Genomic DNA, 21,681 nt, shown 5'->3' on the forward strand with positions numbered 1-21,681 from the left:
TGAAAGCTCGTTCAAAGGGGGACAGATGAATGAGTACAACATTACTTGAAATGAGGGAAATATCGAAGGAGTTTCCTGGAGTGAAAGCTCTTGATCATGTATCTATTCATGTAAATCAGTCAGAGATCCTTGCTTTACTTGGCGAAAATGGGGCTGGCAAGTCCACGTTAATGAAGGTGCTTGCAGGCGTTCATCAGCCGAGTAATGGGCAAATCTATATAAATGGAGAACCTGTAACGATTGAGGGGCCCAAACACTCTCAAAGTCTTGGAATCAGTATTATCTATCAAGAATTTAATTTGATTCCGCATATGAGTGTAGCCGAAAATATTTTCATCGGACGCGAGCCTCGCAAAACAAAAGGGATCATTCACCGTAAACAGGTTAAGGACGAAACAAGAACTTGGCTAGACCGGGTAGGGTTAACACGAGTTTCACCGGATGATCAAATCATCGACCTCTCTGTGGCAGAGCAGCAATTAGTTGAAATTGCCAAGGCCCTTTCGTTTAATTCTAAAATCATTATCATGGATGAGCCGACTGCTGCTTTAAATGATGAAGAAACTAGTAAACTGTTAGCCATTATGAAGGACTTAAAGCAACAGGGAATGGGAGTGATCTTTATTACCCATCGCTTGGAAGAAGTCCAAGCTGTTGCCGATTCGATCGCTGTATTAAGGGATGGAAAATACATTGGGAGTGCCCTGGTAAAAGACGTTACAAAAGATGATATGGTTACAATGATGGTGGGCCGTGAACTGACTGACTTGTATCCAGAGAAGGGTAATCCTGCTAATGATGTTTTACTTGAGGTAAAAGATGTCTCGGTTCCGGACATGCTGCATAACATTAATTTTTCCGTGAAAAAAGGAGAAATTCTTGGCATTGCTGGATTAATGGGTTCTGGAAGGACGGAACTTTCAAAAGCGATATTTGGCTTATACAACAATATGAGCGGGTCCGTAAAAGTAGATTCGAAGACAGTAAAGAGCCCAAGGGGAGCCATAGATGCAGGTATTGCTCTTGTAACAGATGACCGTAAGCAGGAAGGCTTAGTCCTCGGGTTATCAGTCTATGAAAATCTTCTTTTACCGTCTTACCGGAAGATTTCACGGTTTGGAGTTTCGAAGAAGAAAATGAAAGATGAGATCGTCAACCGATGGGTCAAGGATCTGAAAATAAAGGTCCATGATTCGAGCGTAGAAGTTAGGACGCTAAGTGGAGGAAATCAACAGAAAGTGGTCCTCGGAAAGTGGCTTCAGATGAATCCGAAAGTGTTGATTTTAAATGAACCAACAAGGGGTATTGATGTTGGTGCAAAAGCTGAAATCTATCAAATTATGAAAAGGCTTACAGAAGACGGGATTTCCATAATCATGATTTCTTCCGAAATGCCGGAATTACTCGGTCTTAGCAATCGAATCTTAGTCATGAATGAAGGAAGAATAACGGCTGAACTCAGTCAGCAAGAAGCGACTCAAGAAAAAATCTTTTATTACGCATCAGGGGGTGTGACGAATGCCTAATACGACACCTGTTAAGCAAGAGGTGCAAAAGGAAGCCTTTAACTGGCTTTCGCTCATTGAAAAGTACCGAGTATTATTGATTTTTATTGTACTGTGTGGGATTGCAGGGGTTTTGTCAGATGTTTTCTTTACCATGAGCAACGTGATGAATGTGCTTCGTCAGGTATCCATTATTGCCATCATTGCAAGCGGGATGACGCTCGTCATTTTAATTGCAGGTATTGATCTTTCGGTTGGGGCTGTTATGGCGTTTTCTGGAGCGATTTTAGCAGGAGCATTGACAGCAGGTTGGCCGCTAGCATTAGCACTCCTAGCTGCACTTGGCGTAGGAATTCTTTTCGGAATTTTTAATGGCTTTATTACAGCAAGATTTGGTGTTCCTTCATTTATTGCTACCCTCGCAATTATGGTTATTGCACGAGGGATGACGCTTGTTTATACGAAAGGATATCCATTAGTAGTAAGTAATGACCCATACCGTTATATTGGGAGCGGTCGTTTCTTTGGAGTACCTATTCCGATTATCATTATGTTTGTTGTTTTTGGATTCATGTATTGGATGTTAAAATACACCAGTTTTGGCCGCTATATCTTTTGCCATCGGTGGAAATGAGGAAACGGCTATTCTTGCAGGTATTAATGTGAGAGCCATTAAAATAGCTGTTTTTGGAATTTCAGGTTTGCTTTCAGCTTTATCCGCGATTATTTATACCTCACGATTAATGTCAGCTCAGCCAACTGCGGGTACAGGAATTGAGTTGGATGCTATCGCGGCCGTTATTATTGGGGGGACTAGTTTAGCAGGGGGAAAAGGTGGAGTTACGGGTACGCTTATCGGGGCTTTAATTATGGGGGTCCTTGATAATGTTCTTAACTTAATGAACGTTTCTCCATTCTATCAAAGTATTGCTAAAGGTCTTGTCATTCTAATTGCTGTATTAGTAGATAGTAAGTTTTCAAAAATTAAAAAATAAAACATTGGGGGTATTAAGATGAAAAAGATTATTTCTTTGTTGGCATTATTTGCGATTATTATTGGTCTTGTTGGTTGCAGTATGGACGAAGGTTCAAGTACAAAAACATCCGGTTCTAAATCTAAGGATGGCAAGCTAAAAGTCGGTCTGTCCATGAATACCTTAAACAATCCATTCTTCGTAGCCGTTAAAGAAGGGGCAGAAGCACAAGCGAAGGAAGATAAAGTTGATCTTGTTGTAACAGATGCACAAAACGATCCTGGTAAACAATTAGCAGATGTTGAAAACCTTTTAGAGCAGAATATCGATGTACTAATTATTGACCCTGCCGATAGTGATGCGATCGCAGAAGGCGTGAAAAAAGCTAACGATGCAAAAATTCCGGTATTTACAATTGACCGTCAATCAAATGGCGGAGAAGTAGTTACCCATATTGGTTTTGACGCCCTTAAGTCTGGTAAGATTGCTGGTAACTTTTTAAAAGAAGCTCTTGGCGGTAAAGGAAACATTGTTGAAATTCAAGGGATTCTAGGAACAAACGTAGGACAGTTCAGAAGTAAAGGGTTCAATTCTGTGATGGACGAAAATCCTGGGTTCAAAGTGGTGGCAAGACAGGCTGCAAACTTTGACCGTGGTGAAGCAATGAAAGTAATGGAAGATATTTTACAAGCAAACCCTAAGATTGATGGTGTATACGCAGCAAATGATGAAATGGCTCTTGGTGCCCTAGCTGCAATCGAGGCAGCAGGCCGACTAGATGAAATTACTCTAATCGGTTGTGATGCAGTTGACCCTGCTATCGAAGCGATTAAGGGTGGGAAATTAGAAGCAACTATTGCTGAACCACCTGTATTCCTAGGAAAAGAAGCTGTTAAGACGGCTTTAAAAATTTCTAAAAAGGAATCTGTTGATAAAGAAGTGATTCTTGATTCAACACTTGTGACTCCTAAGAACGTAAATGAGGTTAAAACGAAGTAATTTTAAAACGTGTAGTAAAAACGCATAAAATTTGCGTTTTTACTACTTTAAAGGGAGGTTTCTTCATGTCAAAGGTTGTAGTAGTGGGAAGCTATGTGGTCGATTTAATGAGTCGTACCCCACATCTTCCAAAACCAGGTGAGACGGTTCTAGGTGGTCCATTCAAGATGGGACCTGGTGGAAAAGGAGGGAACCAAGCAACGGCAGCGGCCCGCTCTGGTTCAGAGGTAACGTTTGTTACTAAATTGGGAGATGACCTTTTTGGAAGAGAGGCCTTGGCGCATTTTACTGCGGAAAAAGTAAACACCCAATTTATGAAAGTGGACCCTAATCAAGCGACTGGGGCTGCATTAATTGCTGTTGATGACCGGAGCGAGAATAGCATCGTGGTGGCATTAGGGGCATGCGGTACGATTACGGAAGAAGAAGTAGTGGCTGCTGAAGAAACATTCAAAGAAGCTGACGTTGTGTTAGTTCAATTAGAAACCAGTATTGAGGCAGTGGTGACAACGGTACGTCTAGCAAAGAAATGGGATGTACCGGTTATTTTAAATCCTGCTCCTTATCAGGAGTTTCCTAGAGAAATACTTTCTAATATCGCCTATATTACACCTAATGAAACAGAAGCTTTTGAGTTAACGGGGGTAGAAGTTACTGATGAGGCATCTGCCTTAGTTGCCGCACAGAAAATCTACAACCAAGGTGTGGGTACAGTAATTATCACGCTAGGTTCAAAGGGCGCGTACCTTTATACTGGTGGCAGAAGTGGAGAGCTTGTACCTAGTTTTAAGGTTGAAGCGGTTGATACCACTGGAGCAGGAGATGCCTTTAATGGAGGCTTTGCTCACGCACTAAGCAACGGCCATTCGGTCCAAGAAGCAATGACCTACGCCAACGCAGTAGCAGCCCTATCCGTCACCAAAATTGGTACCGCACCTGCGATGCCATACCAGAATGAAGTAGAAGAACTTATGGCTAAAAAGGCTTAAAAAATACCATCTTTGGTGTCAGGCACCATCCGTGGACACTGTCCACGTGGAAAAGACAGTGAGCAGTGCTGCTCGCTGTCTTTTTGTTAAAGGTTAGAAAGTAAAAGATTTGTCACAGCTACAGTCCTTGATAGTATGGAATTTTATGTCCCAATTCAATGGGAAGAAGCCTGACTGGTAACTAGAAGAAGTGCCTAATGCCCGAGCTAAAAGAAAAAGTGAGCGACCGGTAACTAGAAGAAGGTTCTAATGCCCGAGCTAAAAGAAAAAGTGCACGACCGGTAAATAGGGACAGTTTCTAATGCCCAAGGCAAGGTTGCCTAGCTACTAAAGGATGTACTCTTAAGTGCGACTATATCTTTCTGCGCTCCGCTAAATAACAAGTTTCTTAATCGGGATGACCAAGGAGCTTGTGATTTTCTTATGGCCAGATTTTTATTGTGGGCGGTTGTTGCCGGGAAGTTTCCGCTACGACTGTTTTTTAGATAAATAGTAATAAGCTAAGGGCCATAACCGCCATACCACCAATTAGACCATAGATGGATAAATGGGCTTCGTCATATCTTTTGGCCGCCGGCAGTAGTTCGTCGAGGGAGATGAAAACCATGATGCCAGCAACGGCAGCGAAAATGATCCCGAACATAATGTCATTTAGAAAGGGCATTAAGAATAGATAGGCCGCTAATGCGCCAATTGGCTCGGATAAACCAGACAGGAATGAAAGCTTAAAGGCCCTTTTTTTGTCACCTGTTGCGAAATAAACGGGAACAGATACGGCAATGCCTTCAGGAATATTGTGGATGGCAATGGCAACAGCGATGGCAATACCGAGTGCCGGGTCCTGTAAGGCGGAAGTGAAGGTGGCGATCCCTTCAGGAAAGTTGTGAATACCAATAGCCAAAGCAGTAAAAGTCCCCATTTTTAATAAATCTTGTTTTTTTCCTGGACTAGTGGGACTATTCATATCTTCAACTGTCTTCAATTCATGGGGATTGCTTTGTTTAGGAATAAATTTATCAATACTGGCAATCAGCAGCATGCCGCCAAAAAATCCACCAACTGTTACCCAGCTGCCAGGCCCTAAGCCTAAGGCGTCAACAAGGGCAACCTTTGCTTTAACAAAGATTTCAATCATAGACACATAAATCATGACACCTGCTGAGAAACCAAGGGTCACCGATAAAAATTTTGTATTGGTATGGGATGTAAAGAATGCAAGAACGCTCCCAATCCCGGTTGCAAGGCCAGCAAATAAGGTTAATCCGAATGCCAACAACAGATTTTCAGTCACCTTCGATTCTCTCCCTTTTTGAAATTTATTGTCAAATTCTCATGAACTTTTCATTTTTGGTTATATTTTTATATGCACTAACACAGAAATGTTTCCTGTAAACAACAAATGGAAAGTGATTTCCAAGCGCATCAAAAAAGCTGACTCTTTATGAGCCAGCCTGCTAAGCTATTGAACTACTATTGTAATTCTAGATGTTTTTTTAGCTCGGTTTGGATTCTTTGTTTTTCTTCTGGCGAAATTAAACCATAGTAGATTTTATTAATCATCGTTCCGGTTTCTTTTATTTCCATTTGTTCAATGTTTCTTCCTGCATTTCTATAGTTTTTCTGAATATCTATCATTTGATCAAAAGTAAGATTGGTTTTGATATTTTTTCCAAGCGCAGTAAATATATCAGAAAAATTGGTGAGGCTGGATAAACTCATCCCTTCATGGATTACTGCTTGGATAATTTGACGCTGACGGGATTGCCGTCCAAAATCACCTCGCGGGTCTTCATGTCTCATTCTAGAGAAACTTAGTGCCTGTTCGCCGTTTAAGGTTATTTCTCCCTTTGCAAAATGAAATCTTTCTTGGGTGAAGTCCAAGTCATTCTGAACCGTAACACCGCCAACGGCATCAACAATATCCTCAAAACCTTCCATATTAATTTGCATGTAATAGTCAATTGGGATATCGAGAAATTTCTCTACGGTATCCATGGACATGGGAACGCCGCCAAAAGCAAAGGCATGGTTAATCTTATCCTCGGAACCTTTCCCTACTATTTCCGTTCGTGTGTCTCGTGGGATGCTAAGCATTTTTACAGAATTGGTATTCGGATTGACCGTCAGCACAATAATTGTATCAGACCGTCCTTTGTCACCTTTCCGCTCATCGACTCCAAGCATTAAAACTGAGAAGGGATCCTTTTCCTCAAAGACGACAGGCTCTTGCCTTATGACTTGTATTTTTCGCTCAACGGGCTGGTGCATCGTTACCACCGCAGTTTTAAGTGACTTATATACGGTAAAGGCATAAGCACCTCCCGCAATCACAAGGAAAAATAGGATAATTCCTGTTACCTTTACCCATTTTCTGCTTTTCTTATCTTTATAACGAACAGATGACATCGAAAGACCCCCAAAAATGTAAGATAGTATGTCTTTTCTAAGGAGAATAAAGCTTATAGTGTGCGATATAAAGTTGTTTTTTTAATTGTAACACCTATCGTGAAAAAATCCCATTGTTCGTAAATTTTATTTTATTCAAAAGAAAATGAGGTGCAGTTTAAACTGCACCTCAATTATCTTTCAAGGCCCTCGCAAATATCCCCTTTAGCTACCTCTACGAGTCTACTTCCTTACTGCTAATTGTTATGATTATTGTTATTGTCGTCTTTATTTTGTTTTCGCTGCTGTTCCTGTAGGGCGTGTAGAATGTCTTGGACATCAATTTTCCCATCCCCATTAAGGTCGGATAAGCCGCCACTTCCAGGTATTGGAGGCGTAGGACCACTTGCTACTGCAGCGGGTCCTTTCGGTTTAACCGCAAAGGTAAACACCAATAGTACAAGGATAAGCAACCCTGCCACACCATCTATGATATAGAAAATCGTTGCATAATCAGACCACAATGTCTTGCTGCTATCCATCTTTTTCTCGGAATTAGCAATATATTGTTTAATTTCAGAGTGATTTGGATAGATTCGCTGCACTGCCTCAAATTTCTCTAAAGCATGCTTATAATAGCCGCCCCAGTATAATTCTAGGCCTTCCTGATAAAGCTTATCTGTTTCACTTTTCGTATTTCTAACACCGGCCTGATTCACAAATTCCTTCACCGTGTTGACTGGTACGGCAAAGTTAAAGCCTTGGACCTCTTGGCCGTTTACGGTATCACCTCTAAAGGTGAGCAATCCAATAATCTCGCCTTTTTCATTGATAACAGGGCCTCCGCTATTGCCATGGGTGGCAGCCGCATTAATTTGAATGACTGGGCTTCCTTGGTCCGTCTTTTTCGAAGTAGCAGAAATTTGCCCTGCATTCATGGAAGAAACTAAAGAAGAGTCAGGTGATAACAGGTCAGAGTCTGCTGCCGCCGGGTAACCAATGACCCAAATATTGTCTTGGTTTTGGATATTGTCTGAGTTTCCAAGTGGTAAGGTTGGCAGGTTTTTGCCTTCAATTTTTAAAACGGCGACATCTTTTCCTTCATTAATTGGTGCACCGTAACTTTTTACCTCGCCATCAAGTACGTCTCCACCTGGTAAAATAACTTTTAATACCTTTTTCACACCCGTGTATTGTGTGTAGTTCAGCATATATTCATAGGCGGTATCATAATCCACTTTAAAATAGTCTGCCATAATCCCAACGAGTTGTTCAAAGGCTGCATTCGCAATGTCTTCATCTTTCATTTGCGTCGTTTCCACTACATGAGCATTTGTTACGATGTAGCCATCGGAGCTGATAATCCCACCAGAGCCTGAACCACCAAGAACAGATTGATAGTTTATCTGTTCCATTATGGCCATTACTTCAGGGTCATTGGGATTATTAAACTGCCATTCTACGACCGCATAATCAAGGATTCGAACAACAGCCGGCTTTGTGTATTCCGCTAACTTTTGCGCTTGAGCAATGTTGCCCGTCGCTGGTTTGATATTTATTAGGAAGAAGGAGGTAACAATTACTGCTATGAGGATTAAGCTTAAAGGTATGGTAAAAAGGGCCCTTTTCTTCAAAATATAATTCACCTCTTAATTGATATTTACAATGCACTCTGCAATATATTCGGATTTGGGTGAAAGGTAATATTGTACATTAAAATTTTATGAAAATTCGAGAATGATCATTGTAAATGGGAATTCTTTATGAAGATTTCTTGAAAAAGGGTAAAAAAGCATGGACTAAAATTGAGCATGATTCGACAGGAATTTTTCAAAAAGACAAGAGAGAGGTATAATGGCTATAGATATCAACTTGGAGGTTTTTATGGAAAATCAATTAAAGGTTATGACAGTGTTTGGCACGAGACCGGAAGCCATTAAAATGGCTCCCCTTGTAAAAGAACTAGAAAAATATCCAGATCAAATAAAGTCAATTGTCACGGTTACTGCACAGCACCGTGAAATGCTTGACCAGGTGTTAAATATTTTTGAGATTACGCCTGACTATGACTTAAACATTATGAAGGCAAGACAATCCTTGATCGATGTGACTACACGTAGCTTAGAAGGGCTCAATCAAGTTTTAGCTGAAGTAAAGCCAGATATCGTGTTGGTACATGGCGATACAACGACTACTTTTGTGGCAAGCTTGGCTGCTTTTTATCACCAAATTCCAATTGGACATGTGGAAGCAGGCTTACGGACGCATAATAAGTATTCACCGTACCCTGAGGAAATGAACCGTCAGTTAACGGGTGTATTGGCTGATCTTCATTTTTCACCAACGGTTCAATCAAAACAAAATCTTATGGTTGAAAATAAAAAAGAAGAGGCCATCTTTATTACAGGTAACACTGCCATCGATGCCTTAAAAACAACGGTGAAGGACACGTATTCTCACCAGGTATTAGAGAAGCTGGGAGATGACCGTTTGGTGCTCATGACGGCACACCGTCGTGAAAATACGGGAGAGCCAATGGAAAACATGTTCCGCGCGATTCGTCGTGTCGTGGAGAAACACGAGGATGTTCAGGTCGTGTACCCTGTTCATATGAACCCTGTTGTACGTGAAATCGCTAACCGGGTGCTGGGGCAAAATGACCGAATTCATCTAATCGAGCCGCTAGATGTAATTGATTTCCACAATTTTGCATCAAGAGCTTATTTGATTTTAACTGATTCGGGTGGTGTACAGGAAGAGGCGCCATCGCTGGGTGTTCCTGTTCTTGTTCTGCGTGATACCACGGAGCGTCCGGAAGGTATTGAAGCCGGTACATTAAAATTGGCTGGCACCGATGAGGAAACCATCTTTGGTTTAGCAGACGAGTTACTATCTGACAAAGCTGCGCACGACAAAATGGCTAAGGCATCTAATCCATATGGAGACGGCTTTGCCTCAAAACGAATTGTGGAAGCCATTCTTTATCACTTCGGCAGAAACGAAGAGAAGCCAGATGATTTCGGTCCAAACAAGTAAGAGGTTGTGTAGTTAATGAAATTACTGAAAATCCATCATATTGCGGTGATTTGTTCGGACTATGAGCGATCAAAGGATTTCTATGTGCGGATTTTAGGGTTGAGGCCTATTAGTGAGGTCTTTCGGGAGGAACGAAATTCCTATAAACTGGATCTGGAAGTCAACAATCACTATCAGATTGAGTTGTTTTCCTTTCCAGATCCGCCGTCTCGACCAAGTTATCCGGAAGCGGCTGGATTAAGGCATCTTGCGTTTGAGGTAGAGGACATAGAAAGCGCCGTATCCTATTTGGAAAGCCTTCAAATCAAGGTTGAACCTATTCGTATAGATGATTTGACGAACAAGAAATTTACGTTTTTCGCTGATCCAGACGGATTACCCATCGAACTTTACGAGCGATAAGAATAGTTAAGAATAGATAAAGAAGAAGGAGCAGGTAATCTCAAGTGGATTAACTGCTTCTTTTTTTTACATGTGTGATCCGTCAGGGGTGGACAACTGTCCACGAGTGGTGCCTGACACCTGGTATCCCGTATTCATGTGGTGACCAGGTGCCGTAGCCGCCGATATTCGGGTTTAGGGGATAGGGGCTATATGGGTTTAGTGGGCCGGTTCCTGCTCCTGGGTAACCTGGGGTACCTAATCCTAACCCAGGATAACCTCCGAAGGATGCCATAGAGCCTATCCCTGCTAGAGGAGGGACTCCAATACCTCCCAGCGCTCCAACTCCCGGACCATATCCATAATATCCCTGCCCAGGCCCATATCCGCCATAGCCAGGCGCACCTCCGCTGAGAAGTCCCGAACCTAAATAGCCTAACCCGAGACCCAGGAGCCCTGCTCCTAATTGCCCTAGGCCAAAGCCGGAATCTGATTGCTGTCCATGATTGTAATGGTCTCCGTGGTGAGATGGATAGCCATGATGAGGCTGGTTCCCATGGTAGGATGATCCACCATGATGTGACTGACTTCCATGTTGTGGAGGGTACCAATGCTGTGATTGGTTTCCATGGTGAGACGGGTTGCCAGAATGGTGTTGGCCTCCGTGTTGTCTTAACAAAGGGTGTTGATGGGGAACGGGCATGTGATAAGGATGATACATCATTTCTCACTCTCCTCTTTTCCTTTATCCATTAGCCTATGTTTCTTTTGCTATCTTTCTTGGGTAAAAGCCCATAAATGAAAAATACGTCTTAAGACTTAGATTTCTTTCCGTTTGTAGTCCATGGCAGGCAGGAACTTTTTCATGTATTGTGGAAGTAATAAATGGAAATATCTTTCTTTTGAAGACGTTTTTTAAAAGTAAATGAAACATTCATCTGCTTATATTCGTATGAATAAAAAGGATATTAGTCAGGAGTCGATCTATTATGAATCCAATATTATCGTTAATTGTCCGCTCGTTTGCAGCTGTCCCTATTACCGTTCTCATATGGCTTGTATGCTTTATCCCACTTGGCCAAGGATTCTGGGCGTCCACATTTTTCGCTATTCTAGGAGGAATTCTCACCCATGTGGTCCTGGCGTTCGTTCAGAACATCCGCTTTTTAAAAAAGCATCAGCTGTCTAGAAAGGAATATCGTTATATTTTGAAAAACCTATCAGAGGCGAAACGAAAAATTAATCGCTTAAATAAAAATCTCTTTTCTATTCGTGACCTGTCCTCTGTGAAACAAAGAATTGATATTTTACGGATTACAAAGAAGATCCAGAAAATGACGATGAAGGAACCGAAGCGTTTTTACCAAGCGGAGCAATTTTATTTTTCCCATTTAGACTCTGTTGTCGAGCTTACTGAAAAATACAGTTTTCTTTCCTCCCAACCAAAACAAAACATGGAAATGGGGCAATCCCTTATTGAAACTCGCAGGACTTTAAATGAACTGACAAAGGTGCTGGAAGAGGACTTATATCATGTTATCTCCGATGATATTGATACTTTGAATTTTGAAATTGATGTTGCCAAGCATTCGATTAATAAGCAAAAGGATGCTAAATTTCCTGAAGAAAATAGGTGGAAAAAATGAGTGAAAACAACCCAATCGATTTAAATAAAAGTGGAAATTTATTAGATGATATTCTAGCAGATCCGTTTGGTGACCAACCTGAGCTCGCTAAACAGCCAGTCCAACAGTCAAGTGAGGCCAAACCGGTCAAATTAATTGATGTGATTCCAGCGGAGCATCGGGCCAAGGCCTACCAGATTGCGGAACAAATTGACCCGACCAACCATCAAGCTATGATTCAGTACGGAACCCAGGCGCAAGGTAAGCTGTTGTCTTTCTCACATACTATGCTTGAGCATGTTCAGAAAAAGGATGTCGGCGAAATTGGAGATATCATCAATGACTTAATGAAGCGGTTGAATGAGGTAAATCCGGATGAATTAAAGGATGGGAAGCCCTCCTTGTTTGCGCGGATGTTTGGAAAAATATCCGGATCGCTGCAAGAGGTGTTATCCAAGTATCAGAAAACAGGGGCGCAAATTGATCGGATTAGTGTAAAACTCGATCGTAGTAAAAATGTTCTTTTATCAGATATCAAGCTGCTTGAACAGCTCTATGAGACAAATAAAGAATATTTCCATGCGTTAAACGTGTATATTGCTGCAGGAGAGATTAAACTCGAAGAGATGCACACAAAAACCATCCCGCAGTTGAAAAAAGTTGCGGAAGCAACAAATGACCAAATGAAGTTCCAAGAAGTGAACGACATGATTCAGTTTGCGGACCGTCTGGATAAACGTCTATATGATTTGAAATTAAGCCGAGAAATCACCATTCAAAGTGCTCCGCAAATTAGGCTGATTCAAAATACAAACCAAGCGCTTGTTGAAAAAATTCAATCATCGATCATGACGGCGATTCCATTATGGAAAAATCAAGTGGCCATCGCATTAACATTAATTCGCCAGCGCCATGCAGTTGAGGCTCAAAAGCAAGTATCGAAAACGACCAATGAGTTGCTATTGAAAAATGCAGAAATGCTAAAAACCAATACCATTGAAACGGCAAAAGAAAACGAGCGTGGTCTCGTTGATATTGAAACTTTAAAGAAAACCCAAGAAAGCTTGATTTCCACACTGGAAGAAACGATGCGAATACAGGAAGAAGGCCGTCACAAGCGCCGCCTCGCCGAACAAGAACTGGCCACCATGGAAAACGACCTTCGCCTCAAACTACTCGAAATCAAAGGCAAATAAAAACACCCCGCTGCATACCACTGCAGCGGGGTGTTTTTGATTTAGAGTGTCCATTGTAGAAAGTATAGAAATCGACTTCGAGAATTGTCCAGCTCCAGCGCCTAGCCCCTCGGGTCAAATAACCTTCTGCAATAAAAGTCAAAGAACGACTTTTCTTGCAGAAGAACATTTGCCTGTCGGGGCTGACCAAGGCGCTTGCGCTTTTCTTGGTGCCTGACACTCACAATGACACCCGCAATTAGTTGTTTACCGGGGTTGCTTTTAGGTATTCTTCAAGGGTGATGCCACGGTTGGTGATTTGTTTGGCGATGGATTTTCCAACGTAGCGGAGGTGCCAGGGTTCATATTTGTAGCCAGTAACAGCGTCTTTGCCATTCGGGTAGCGGATGATGAAGCCGTATTCAGCTGCATGCATTTCGAGCCAATTCGCTTCCGGCGTTCCCGCGAAGCAATCCTCTGCTGCGCATTTTCCATCACCCCCGGTCACATCGATGGCAAGTCCTGTCTCATGTTCACTAGTGCCTGGAATGGCACTATAGGTTCGGGCTGATTCGTATCCATCTAGACTCACGTAATAATTGAATAAAACTGTTTGGGCCTGATGAGACCTGTAAGCAGAAACACCAAGAAGATCGACGCCATCCTCTCTTGCCCCAGCAAACAATTTTTCAATGGCCACCGCTGCTTTTTCCCGCAATTTTCGTTTCTCTGTCTTTTTTTCAAACGTAAATGGAATATCTGGATAGACTAAATCGGTTGGGGTATAACCATCAGGAAGTTTATGGTTCTTATTGATCAAAACAGGAATGGCTTCAGGAGAAGAAACCACTTGAAGAGCCTCATCTTCAGGATGGACGCTCTTTTTTTTACTCGCAGACTTATTCGCACTAATTGGTTGATTATTCCACTTCTCCTCGTCATTTTGCGTAAAATGAATTTTCAATGAGCAGCCCGCAACGACAAAAACCAAAATGATTAAAGATACAACAGTAACCCGCAATTTTGACATGGCAAACGTCCTTTTATAAAATAATTCACTTCACTCACCATCATGGACACGTTAAAAGACTTTAAAACGTCCTTAATCCATTCAGTCCACATAAGCTTGATCATGAATTACTTTTCTGTTTACCCTAAATTAGTAATTTGTCCCAATAGATAGGTCTAAAGACTCTTTTTTAAAATAATTATGTTGCTTATGATTTTTATAAACACATAAATCGTACGAAACGGCAAAACCATTGAAAGATGGTGACGCAAAACTAAAGGGGCTACTGTTTCATGACAATGCCAGCCAGTTACCGAACACGACTTACTCCGTCGATTTATGTAAACCACAATTGAGGAGGTTTTCATGTGTTAAAATTGTTGATGAAGGGTATGTACTACTATCATTTATTTCAACACCGTCACAACGAACTGCTGCAACAGGATTGCCTATGTGCAGAGTTAAAAATGAAACTTAAGGTAAAAGCGACATATCATTATAGTAAGGCATTGGAGCTTGTTTCCAAGATGCAGGCGCTGCCACTATGATTAACAAGAAAAGCCTAGGCTCCCGTAGCCTAGGCTTTAAATATTTTTAATGGGACATTGTTTCACTTCCGTCATCCTGGCCGTCTTTGGTGACCTTCAGCACCCCAACAGCGCCTTTTGTCGCATGATTGAACTGATGGGTAACGAAGGGATAGCTGCCTTCTTTTGTTACCGTAAATTCCACGACCGCTCCGCCACTTGCTGCAAGCAGGACGGTTTGCATTCCTTTCATTCGGTTAAACGGATTTCCGTCCATATACACATCATCAAAAAGGGTACCGACGACATGGAAGCTGCTGACTTCATTCGGACCAACGTTCATCACATAAAACCGTACTTTATCACCGACTTTTGCAAGCAGTGGTTTGTCAACAAGGGCACCAACCGTACCGTTTGTATTGGTATCCCCATCTTTTAAAGCTTTAGCTGAAAAAACTACATATTTTGGTGTGCCATTTGTAAAATCATCTAAGTCATTGTATTTATACCATTCATTCTGAACAATAACGAATTCGCGGTCGACCTCTCCATCCGTTGGATAACCTGTTTTCGGTTTGACGATAATCGTCCCATGCATCCCGTTAGCAATATGAGAGAGAACAGGTTTTGTTCCGCAATGATACATAAACACTCCTGGATTATCGGCTGGGTAGCTGAACGTTCCCGTTTGGTTTGGCATCACATTAGCAAAATCGGTAGATGGTGCGGCATGTACTGCGTGCATATCCATGCTATGTGGAATGGATGGATCCATGTTTTTTAAGGTGAAATTGATTTTATCCCCCTGGTTGACAACAATGACAGGCCCAGGTGCTTCGCCATTAAACGTCCATGCTTTATACATATCACCTTTAGAAATTTCAATATCCGTAATTTGAGCAGTCATTTCCACGTTTACTTCATGCTCACCGATGCGAGTTATTTTTATTGGAGTTGGTTTCTGATTCAAATGCTCATGGGGGCCGAAAACTTGTGCAGTAGTTTTCTTACTTGCATCATCTTTAACTGCTTTTTCACTTGTAGAATCTGATTTACCACAGGCACTTACTAACATGACAGAAGAAACGAGAATTGCTGCAAATTTTGCGATCTTACCCATTTAAATCTCCTCCATTTATCCCCTAATTGTTTTGTCTACGCTTTCATTTTACTTCTTGGAAAAAACCCCCTAGTGATAATAATCACTCAATCAACCTTTCATAGTGAACATTTTGTGAATTAGTGAGCAAACTCGCATTTGCACTGTGTTAATGCTAAATAATGCCACGGATAAATGGATACTCTATACCTATAAGGAGGGATATTTTTATGACAGAAAAAGGTGACAAAATAAGTGAAGGGTTGAATCAAATATTTGAAATCATCAACGCTAAGGGCGATGAGGGAGAGCTTAGAGAGATTGTTGAAAAAGCAGATTCAGCCAGCATGGATAAAAAGGAACTAGTAGAGTAACGAATGTAAGGGACCTAGTTATCATTAATTAGGTCCTTTGACTATGCCCAATATCATTGTGGGTAAGTAGGTTGGAATTGTGAATAAGTCTGGATTTTTGGGGATATCTCCATTTAAAGCTGTGGATATTAATTGGATAAGTATAAATTCCCACTAAACTATTTACATTATTGTGGATAAAATTGTTGATGAATGTGGATAATTATGTTTTTTCTGTTGATAAACCTTGTGGTTATGTGGATATATAGTATAAAACTGTGGATAGACCTGTGGACTTATTAATTAGGTGTAGTGCTTTCCGATTAGGCCTAAAGCGGCATGGACGTTTAATAATGAATTATATATGATTTTCTTATACCGTATTTACCTCAATTATTCATCCCACCATAGACCCTCAAACATTCAATTACCCACATCAATGACCAGACAAACTTTCTATTTTTATAAAAATAAAAAAAGGGAGTGGTTTCATGAATCTATTTTTTAGGAAGAAGTACTTTTTTGTAGCGATCGTTATTGTACTCATTTTATCAAGTGTTCCCTTGATTGGAGCAGGAAATGCAGAAGCACAGGAGTCAAAGGTAAAGGATTTAGTGGTTGACCTAAATGTACCGCAAGTAACAAGAGAGGTAAAAGACAAACAAATCAAATTAAACGCTTTGCATGTGTATCAGGATGGACGCTTTATGTTGGCATCAAAATCAAAGTGGAAATCCTCGAATAAAAACGTAGCTACTGTCAATAAAGATGGCCAGGTTACCTTAAAAGGGCACAAGGGAAAAACCTTTATTTCTGTAAGTGATGGGCGGTTCTGTGATCGAATTTCCATTCAATATAAGGAAAGTCAAATTCTCGTAAAAAAAGAAAAAGGTTCCCGCTATGACCTTATTGGCCAGGCATTGAAACAAATGACGATGGAGGAAAAAGTAGGGCAAATGCTGATGCCGGATTTCCGCAAATGGAATAACGTGGATGTTACGGAAATGAAGCCTGAAATTGCCCAACTGGTAAAAGATTATCACCTTGGCGGCGTCATTTTATTTCGAGAAAATACGGTGACAGCAGGTCAAACCACTAAGCTGGTTAGTGCCTATCAGGAAGCATCAGAAAAATACGGCATGTTAATCTCAATTGATCAGGAAGGCGGGATTGTCACACGCCTCCAGACAGGAATCGATTTTCCTGGGAACATGGCAATTGGAGCCTCACGTTCTGAAGAGGTAGCCGAAAAAGTCGGCAAAGCGATTGGGGAAGAACTGGATGCATTAGGTATTAATATGAATTTTGGACCTGTTTTAGATGTAAATTTGAATCCGGATAATCCAGTCATCGGAGTTCGTTCGTTCGGGGAAAATCCAGAGTTAGTCGGGAAATTAGGCAATGCCTATATCAACGGTCTTCACCAAACAGGTACGGCTGCTACTGCGAAGCACTTTCCAGGACACGGGGACACCTCGGTGGATTCGCATTTAGGCATTGCGGAAGTGCCACATGATATGGAGCGTTTGAAAAAGGTGGAATTAGTACCGTTCCAACAGGCTATGGATGCCGGTATTGACGCCATCATGACGGCACACGTTACTTTTCCCAAAATAGATGATACAAAAGCGATCTCGAAAGCGGATGGTTCAGAAATTGCAGTTCCTGCGACATTATCTAAAAAAGTATTAACGGGATTGATGCGTGAAGAAATGGGCTATAAGGGAGTCATTGTGACGGACGCAATGGATATGGGGGCCATTTCGAAGCACTTTGGTCCGGTAGATGCGGCCATTCGTGCGGTTCAAGCAGGTGCTGACATTCTACTCATGCCAGTTGGAGTGGCTGAGGTAGCGAACGGCATTTATGAGGCAGTGAATGCTGGCGATATTTCACCAGAAAGATTGGACCAATCAGTGGAGCGCATTTTAACATTGAAACTAAATCGAGTTATTGTGAAGGCCGAGGAAGAAAAGAGCTTAGATGAGAAAGTGGCACAGGCCATAAAAGTAGTCGGCTCGGCTGAACATAAAGCAGTAGAAAAGGAAGCAGCCGCAAAATCGATTACCCTGGTGAAAAATAATGGGGTACTTCCGCTAAAGGCTACAAATGAAGAGAAGATTGCGGTTGTCGGGGGTTCTGGCTTCTATATGAATGTACTCGCTGACGAAGTGAAAAAGCATCATGAAAATGTGACGTATATCAATACTTCAAAGAAGTTGACAGAAGCGCAGCTCAACCAAATTCAAGATGCTAAATATATCATTGCTGGAACATATACTTCATCAGTAAGCGGCAGGGCACCTACAGCAGATCAAATGGTGATGACGAACCAGCTGATTGCAACGGGTATTCCTGTTGTGGCAGTCAGTGCAAGAAATCCATATGACATCATGTCCTATCCAACAGTGGGGGCCTACCTTGTCCAGTATGGCTTCAAACCTGCGAGCTTCGGAGCCGTGGCAAACACCATTTTCGGTGAAAACCTACCAACAGGAAAGTTGCCAGTGACCATTTACAACCAGGATGGCAGCGTATTATATGGCTATGGCCATGGATTAGAATATTAACATTCTTTGGTGGGGACAGTCCCCCGCTGCGCTAAAGCGTCGGGGGACTGTCCCCAAAATAGCATTTGCGAGGATCTCTTTGGAGGTCCTCTTTTTTATATGACTAATGTCAATGTGTAGAATAACTCCTCTAATTAGTAGAAACGCCTACTCAATTAAAGAAAAACCCCCGGACTTACCCCAATAAACGGAGAAAAACCACCTAACCTTTATAGAACTGACATACCAAACTAAGAAAAACCTCTTAAACATATAAGATCCCCACAACCTCCCGTGGACAACTACCCATTTATTGCCCTTTCTATGTTGGACAACCTTCCTTCAAATAGGTACAAGAATAAATTAATACTAGTTCGTAAGGAGGGAAGGACATGGTACGAAAGGCAATAATACCTGCTGCTGGGTATGGAACAAGAACCCTGCCGATCACGAAGGTACTGCCCAAGGAGATGCTGCCGATATGCGGGAGACCGGCAATTGACTATCTTGTCGAAGAGGCAATCAAATCAGGAATTGAGCAAATCCTAATAGTAGTGTCGAGATCAAAAAATATGATTCTTGATTACTATGATAGGTCAGTAGAATTGGAAACCTATTTAGAGGAAAAGGGAAAGAACCATTTATTAAAAGAAATCAGCCTACCAGATGTACATTTTCAATATGTCAGACAATCCTATGCACGCGGTTTAGGGGAGGCCATCCTGCTTGGTAAACACTTTGTAGGGGATGAACCGTTTGCTGTTTTGCTCCCAGATGAGATTATTCTTTCTGACAAGCAGCCGCCATTAAGTCAGTTAATTGAGATGTTCAAAGAATTTAAAGGAAATGTTATCGGTGTCAAAAAAACGGATCCATCCCTATTAAAAAACTACGGAGTCATTCAACCTCAAGCACTAAGGGAAAAAGAATACACCATCAAGAACATTATTGAAAAACCACAGCAATCACCCCCGTCAGATTTAGCTGTAATCGGAAGGTATATATTTAACCCTGCCATCTTTCATTATCTTGAAACCATCTCTCCGGGCGTAGGGGGCGAAATTCAACTGACAGACGCCATTAAAGCGATGGCTCAGGATTATACAAGCTACGCTCTAGAGATACAAGGTCAAAGCTATGATATTGCTAAAAGCACGGAGTATGTCAAACTGATTAATTATTTATGTGGACCTAAGGAGGTTTAAAATATCGTGAAAATCTTAATCGTCGGTACAGGATATGTAGGAACGACGACGGGTCTGATTTTTTGTGAGATGGGTCATCAGGTAACGGGGCTTGATTTAGACGAAACCAAAATCAAAGCTTTGGAAGCTGGTAAACTACATTTCTATGAGCCGGGACTGGAAGATCTGTTAATTAAGCATATTGCTGCGAAAAATATTTCTTTTACAAAAAAGACTAAAAAGGCCGTTAAAGAAAATGATGTTATATTCATTTGTGTCGGCACCCCTCAAGACACAGATGGAAGTGCAGACCTTACTTTTGTGAAAAATGTGGCGGAATCTATTGGGGAAAATATGGACAACTATAAGGTGATTGTCACGAAGAGTACGGTGCCGGTTGGTACAGCAGAGCTGGTTACGAAATGGATCAGCGAATCACAAAAGGACAAAATTCCTTTTGATGTCGTCTCCAATCCCGAGTTTCTACGTGAGGGTTCAGCTGTTCTAGATGCACTGAATCCGGACCGAATTGTTATTGGTACATCAAGCGAAAAAGCACGAGGCATATTGAGAGACCTTTATAAAGACTTTCACTGTCCAATCGTCGAAACGAACCCTAGGGCTTCCGAAATGATAAAGTATGCCGCTAACTCCTTTCTCGCCCTAAAGATATCCTATATTAACGAGTTAGCTAGATTGTGTAATAGACTTCAGATTAATGTGAATGATGTTTCAAAGGCGATTGGATTGGATCACAGGATTGGCCCTCATTTCCTTAATGCCGGATTAGGCTATGGAGGCTCTTGTTTTCCTAAAGATGTGAGCGCATTAATCCAAATAGCGCGACAAAACGGGCGCCCGCTGTCCATATTAGAAAGCGCCGCTAAAGTGAACAAAGAACAAACAGATTATTTTATTGAAAAAATCAAACAGGCTCTCGGAGGAGATCTCCAAAGTAAAACGATTGCTGTTCTAGGAGTAGCGTTTAAAGCAAACACCGATGATACAAGGGAGTCTCCGAGTCTCATATTAATCAAACGATTACAAGATGAACAAGTGAACATAAGGGTGCATGATCCGATTGTAAAACTAGAAAGCGGACAATTCCCAACAGTAGAGGAAACAGTCACTGGTGCGGACGCCGTGATTCTTTGCACCGATTGGGGTGACTATAAGACGATTGATTGGGCTGCTCTTAAAGTGTTAATGAACCAGGCGTATATTTTTGATGGAAGAAACATGATTGATAAGGGGATTGTGGAAAGTCTAGGATTCTACTATATTGGGGTGGCAAATCATTGAAAGGCTAATAAAAAGAGCATGGCAGCATGCTCTTTTTTCAATACTATATAATAGATGGAATCTCCACCCAAAATACAGTTATTCTTGACTTTGTAGTACCAGCTGTAATCCTAAGCCGATATAAATGGCCCCGACTACTTTGCTCTGCCAGCGAAAGAATTTACTATTCTTATTGGAAAATAGACGTTCTCCAATTGAACTTGTAAGGAAGGCTAAAAGAGTCGTATACAAAATACTCATTAGCACAAAGGTAAGTCCAAGAATTAATAACTGATAAACCACAGGTGTGCCGTTATTATGGACAAATTGCGGCAGGAAAGCTAAGAAAAAGAGTGCTGTTTTTGGGTTTAGCAATTCAATTAACAAGGCTTGTCGAAAAGAAACGGAAGGATTACTCTTTTTTGCTTCGATGGTGGGCTTTTCTTGTTGTACTTTCGTTCTTTCAAGTAACGATTTTATCCCTAAGAAAATTAAATAGGCAGCACCTAAATATTTTACGATCTCAAATGCGAGAGCTGATGTCATTAATATGGCAGACAATCCAAGAACGGCGGCTACCGTATGGATTAAATCGCCCACTGCGATTCCT

Annotated in this window: 19 protein-coding genes, 1 pseudogene and 1 riboswitch (1 of these 21 running past the window's edge); of the genes and pseudogenes, 13 read left to right on the forward strand and 7 right to left on the reverse strand. The window is 41.5% G+C overall.

Going from position 1 to position 21,681, the window contains the following annotated elements:
- The first annotated feature begins 29 nt into the window (after nt 1-29).
- The 4 genes and pseudogenes from QFZ87_RS05940 (at nt 30) to rbsK (ending at nt 4,467) form a co-directional block, all read left to right on the forward strand.
- Entirely contained in the window at nt 30-1,526 is a 1,497-nt protein-coding gene (locus tag QFZ87_RS05940) for a sugar ABC transporter ATP-binding protein (protein ID WP_309859033.1), read from the forward strand.
- Nucleotides 1,519-2,500 (forward strand): annotated as a pseudogene (locus QFZ87_RS05945) (ABC transporter permease). The gene QFZ87_RS05940 and the pseudogene QFZ87_RS05945 overlap by 8 nt, the downstream one beginning before the upstream one ends.
- An 18-nt stretch (nt 2,501-2,518) precedes the next feature.
- Nucleotides 2,519-3,478: a substrate-binding domain-containing protein gene (locus tag QFZ87_RS05950; RefSeq protein ID WP_309859036.1), complete on the forward strand. Its 960-nt coding sequence runs from the start codon at nt 2,519-2,521 to the stop codon at nt 3,476-3,478.
- A 65-nt stretch (nt 3,479-3,543) separates the two neighbouring features.
- Entirely contained in the window at nt 3,544-4,467 is a 924-nt protein-coding gene (rbsK, locus tag QFZ87_RS05955; protein WP_309859039.1) for a ribokinase, read from the forward strand.
- A gap of 481 nt (nt 4,468-4,948) precedes the next feature.
- Here the strand turns inward: rbsK and zupT are convergent, their stop codons facing one another.
- The 3 genes from zupT to QFZ87_RS05970 all read right to left on the reverse strand — a co-directional run bounded on the left by zupT (nt 4,949) and on the right by QFZ87_RS05970 (nt 8,486).
- The gene (gene zupT / locus QFZ87_RS05960) at nt 4,949-5,758 is read right to left on the reverse strand and encodes a zinc transporter ZupT (RefSeq protein WP_309859041.1); all 810 of its coding nucleotides are present in this window, start codon (nt 5,756-5,758) and stop codon (nt 4,949-4,951) included.
- Between the two features lie 179 nt (nt 5,759-5,937).
- Complete coding sequence (gene tagU, locus QFZ87_RS05965) at nt 5,938-6,873, reverse strand: polyisoprenyl-teichoic acid--peptidoglycan teichoic acid transferase TagU (RefSeq protein WP_309859044.1); 936 nt, start codon at nt 6,871-6,873, stop codon at nt 5,938-5,940.
- A 236-nt stretch (nt 6,874-7,109) separates the two neighbouring features.
- Nucleotides 7,110-8,486, reverse strand: a complete 1,377-nt coding sequence (locus QFZ87_RS05970) for a S1C family serine protease (RefSeq protein ID WP_309859047.1) — start codon at nt 8,484-8,486, stop codon at nt 7,110-7,112.
- A gap of 250 nt (nt 8,487-8,736) precedes the next feature.
- On the opposite strand from QFZ87_RS05970, the gene wecB reads away from it, so the two are divergent.
- Complete coding sequence (wecB, locus tag QFZ87_RS05975) at nt 8,737-9,888, forward strand: non-hydrolyzing UDP-N-acetylglucosamine 2-epimerase (RefSeq protein ID WP_309859051.1); 1,152 nt, start codon at nt 8,737-8,739, stop codon at nt 9,886-9,888.
- Nucleotides 9,889-9,903: 15 nt separating this feature from the next.
- Complete coding sequence (gloA2, locus tag QFZ87_RS05980) at nt 9,904-10,290, forward strand: SMU1112c/YaeR family gloxylase I-like metalloprotein (RefSeq protein WP_309859056.1); 387 nt, start codon at nt 9,904-9,906, stop codon at nt 10,288-10,290.
- A gap of 82 nt (nt 10,291-10,372) precedes the next feature.
- Here gloA2 and QFZ87_RS05985 read toward each other — a convergent pair whose 3' ends face one another.
- On the reverse strand, nt 10,373-10,993 hold the full coding sequence (locus tag QFZ87_RS05985) for a hypothetical protein (RefSeq protein WP_309859059.1): 621 nt from the start codon (nt 10,991-10,993) through the stop codon (nt 10,373-10,375).
- Nucleotides 10,994-11,258: 265 nt separating this feature from the next.
- Between QFZ87_RS05985 and QFZ87_RS05990 the strand changes: the two genes are divergently transcribed.
- Together QFZ87_RS05990 and QFZ87_RS05995 are read left to right on the forward strand one after the other, a co-directional pair.
- Nucleotides 11,259-11,915, forward strand: a complete 657-nt coding sequence (locus tag QFZ87_RS05990; protein WP_309859063.1) for a 5-bromo-4-chloroindolyl phosphate hydrolysis family protein — start codon at nt 11,259-11,261, stop codon at nt 11,913-11,915.
- Nucleotides 11,912-13,090, forward strand: a complete 1,179-nt coding sequence (locus tag QFZ87_RS05995) for a toxic anion resistance protein (protein WP_309859066.1) — start codon at nt 11,912-11,914, stop codon at nt 13,088-13,090. The genes QFZ87_RS05990 and QFZ87_RS05995 overlap by 4 nt, the downstream gene beginning before the upstream one ends.
- A 238-nt stretch (nt 13,091-13,328) precedes the next feature.
- On the opposite strand, the gene QFZ87_RS06000 is transcribed toward QFZ87_RS05995, so the two are convergent.
- Nucleotides 13,329-14,099: a M15 family metallopeptidase gene (locus tag QFZ87_RS06000; protein WP_309859068.1), complete on the reverse strand. Its 771-nt coding sequence runs from the start codon at nt 14,097-14,099 to the stop codon at nt 13,329-13,331.
- Between the two features lie 212 nt (nt 14,100-14,311).
- Nucleotides 14,312-14,396: riboswitch (cyclic di-GMP riboswitch) on the forward strand.
- Nucleotides 14,397-14,446: 50 nt separating this feature from the next.
- Between QFZ87_RS06000 and QFZ87_RS06005 the strand changes: the two genes are divergently transcribed.
- Nucleotides 14,447-14,626: a hypothetical protein gene (locus tag QFZ87_RS06005; RefSeq protein ID WP_309859069.1), complete on the forward strand. Its 180-nt coding sequence runs from the start codon at nt 14,447-14,449 to the stop codon at nt 14,624-14,626.
- Between the two features lie 46 nt (nt 14,627-14,672).
- Here QFZ87_RS06005 and QFZ87_RS06010 read toward each other — a convergent pair whose 3' ends face one another.
- A complete protein-coding gene (locus tag QFZ87_RS06010; RefSeq protein ID WP_309859072.1) occupies nt 14,673-15,725 on the reverse strand; it encodes a multicopper oxidase domain-containing protein in 1,053 nt (350 codons plus the stop codon).
- A 209-nt stretch (nt 15,726-15,934) separates the two neighbouring features.
- On the opposite strand from QFZ87_RS06010, the gene QFZ87_RS06015 reads away from it, so the two are divergent.
- From QFZ87_RS06015 to QFZ87_RS06030, 4 genes are all read left to right on the forward strand, one after another.
- Nucleotides 15,935-16,078, forward strand: a complete 144-nt coding sequence (locus QFZ87_RS06015; protein ID WP_309859075.1) for a hypothetical protein — start codon at nt 15,935-15,937, stop codon at nt 16,076-16,078.
- Between the two features lie 470 nt (nt 16,079-16,548).
- Nucleotides 16,549-18,627, forward strand: coding sequence for a glycoside hydrolase family 3 protein (locus tag QFZ87_RS06020; RefSeq protein ID WP_309859078.1), 2,079 nt, complete (start codon nt 16,549-16,551; stop codon nt 18,625-18,627).
- Between the two features lie 371 nt (nt 18,628-18,998).
- Complete coding sequence (locus tag QFZ87_RS06025; protein ID WP_309859081.1) at nt 18,999-19,811, forward strand: UTP--glucose-1-phosphate uridylyltransferase; 813 nt, start codon at nt 18,999-19,001, stop codon at nt 19,809-19,811.
- A 6-nt stretch (nt 19,812-19,817) separates the two neighbouring features.
- Nucleotides 19,818-21,092, forward strand: coding sequence for a UDP-glucose dehydrogenase family protein (locus QFZ87_RS06030; RefSeq protein ID WP_309859083.1), 1,275 nt, complete (start codon nt 19,818-19,820; stop codon nt 21,090-21,092).
- 78 nt (nt 21,093-21,170) lie between these two features.
- Here QFZ87_RS06030 and QFZ87_RS06035 read toward each other — a convergent pair whose 3' ends face one another.
- Nucleotides 21,171-21,681: the 3' portion of a LysE family translocator gene (locus QFZ87_RS06035; RefSeq protein ID WP_309859084.1), read on the reverse strand. Its footprint extends 116 nt past the window's final position; only the last 511 of its 627 coding nucleotides appear in the window; the start codon falls outside the window, past its right edge; its stop codon occupies nt 21,171-21,173.

The sequence above is a fragment of the Bacillus sp. SLBN-46 genome (assembly GCF_031453555.1).
Taxonomy (GTDB): domain Bacteria; phylum Bacillota; class Bacilli; order Bacillales; family Cytobacillaceae; genus Neobacillus.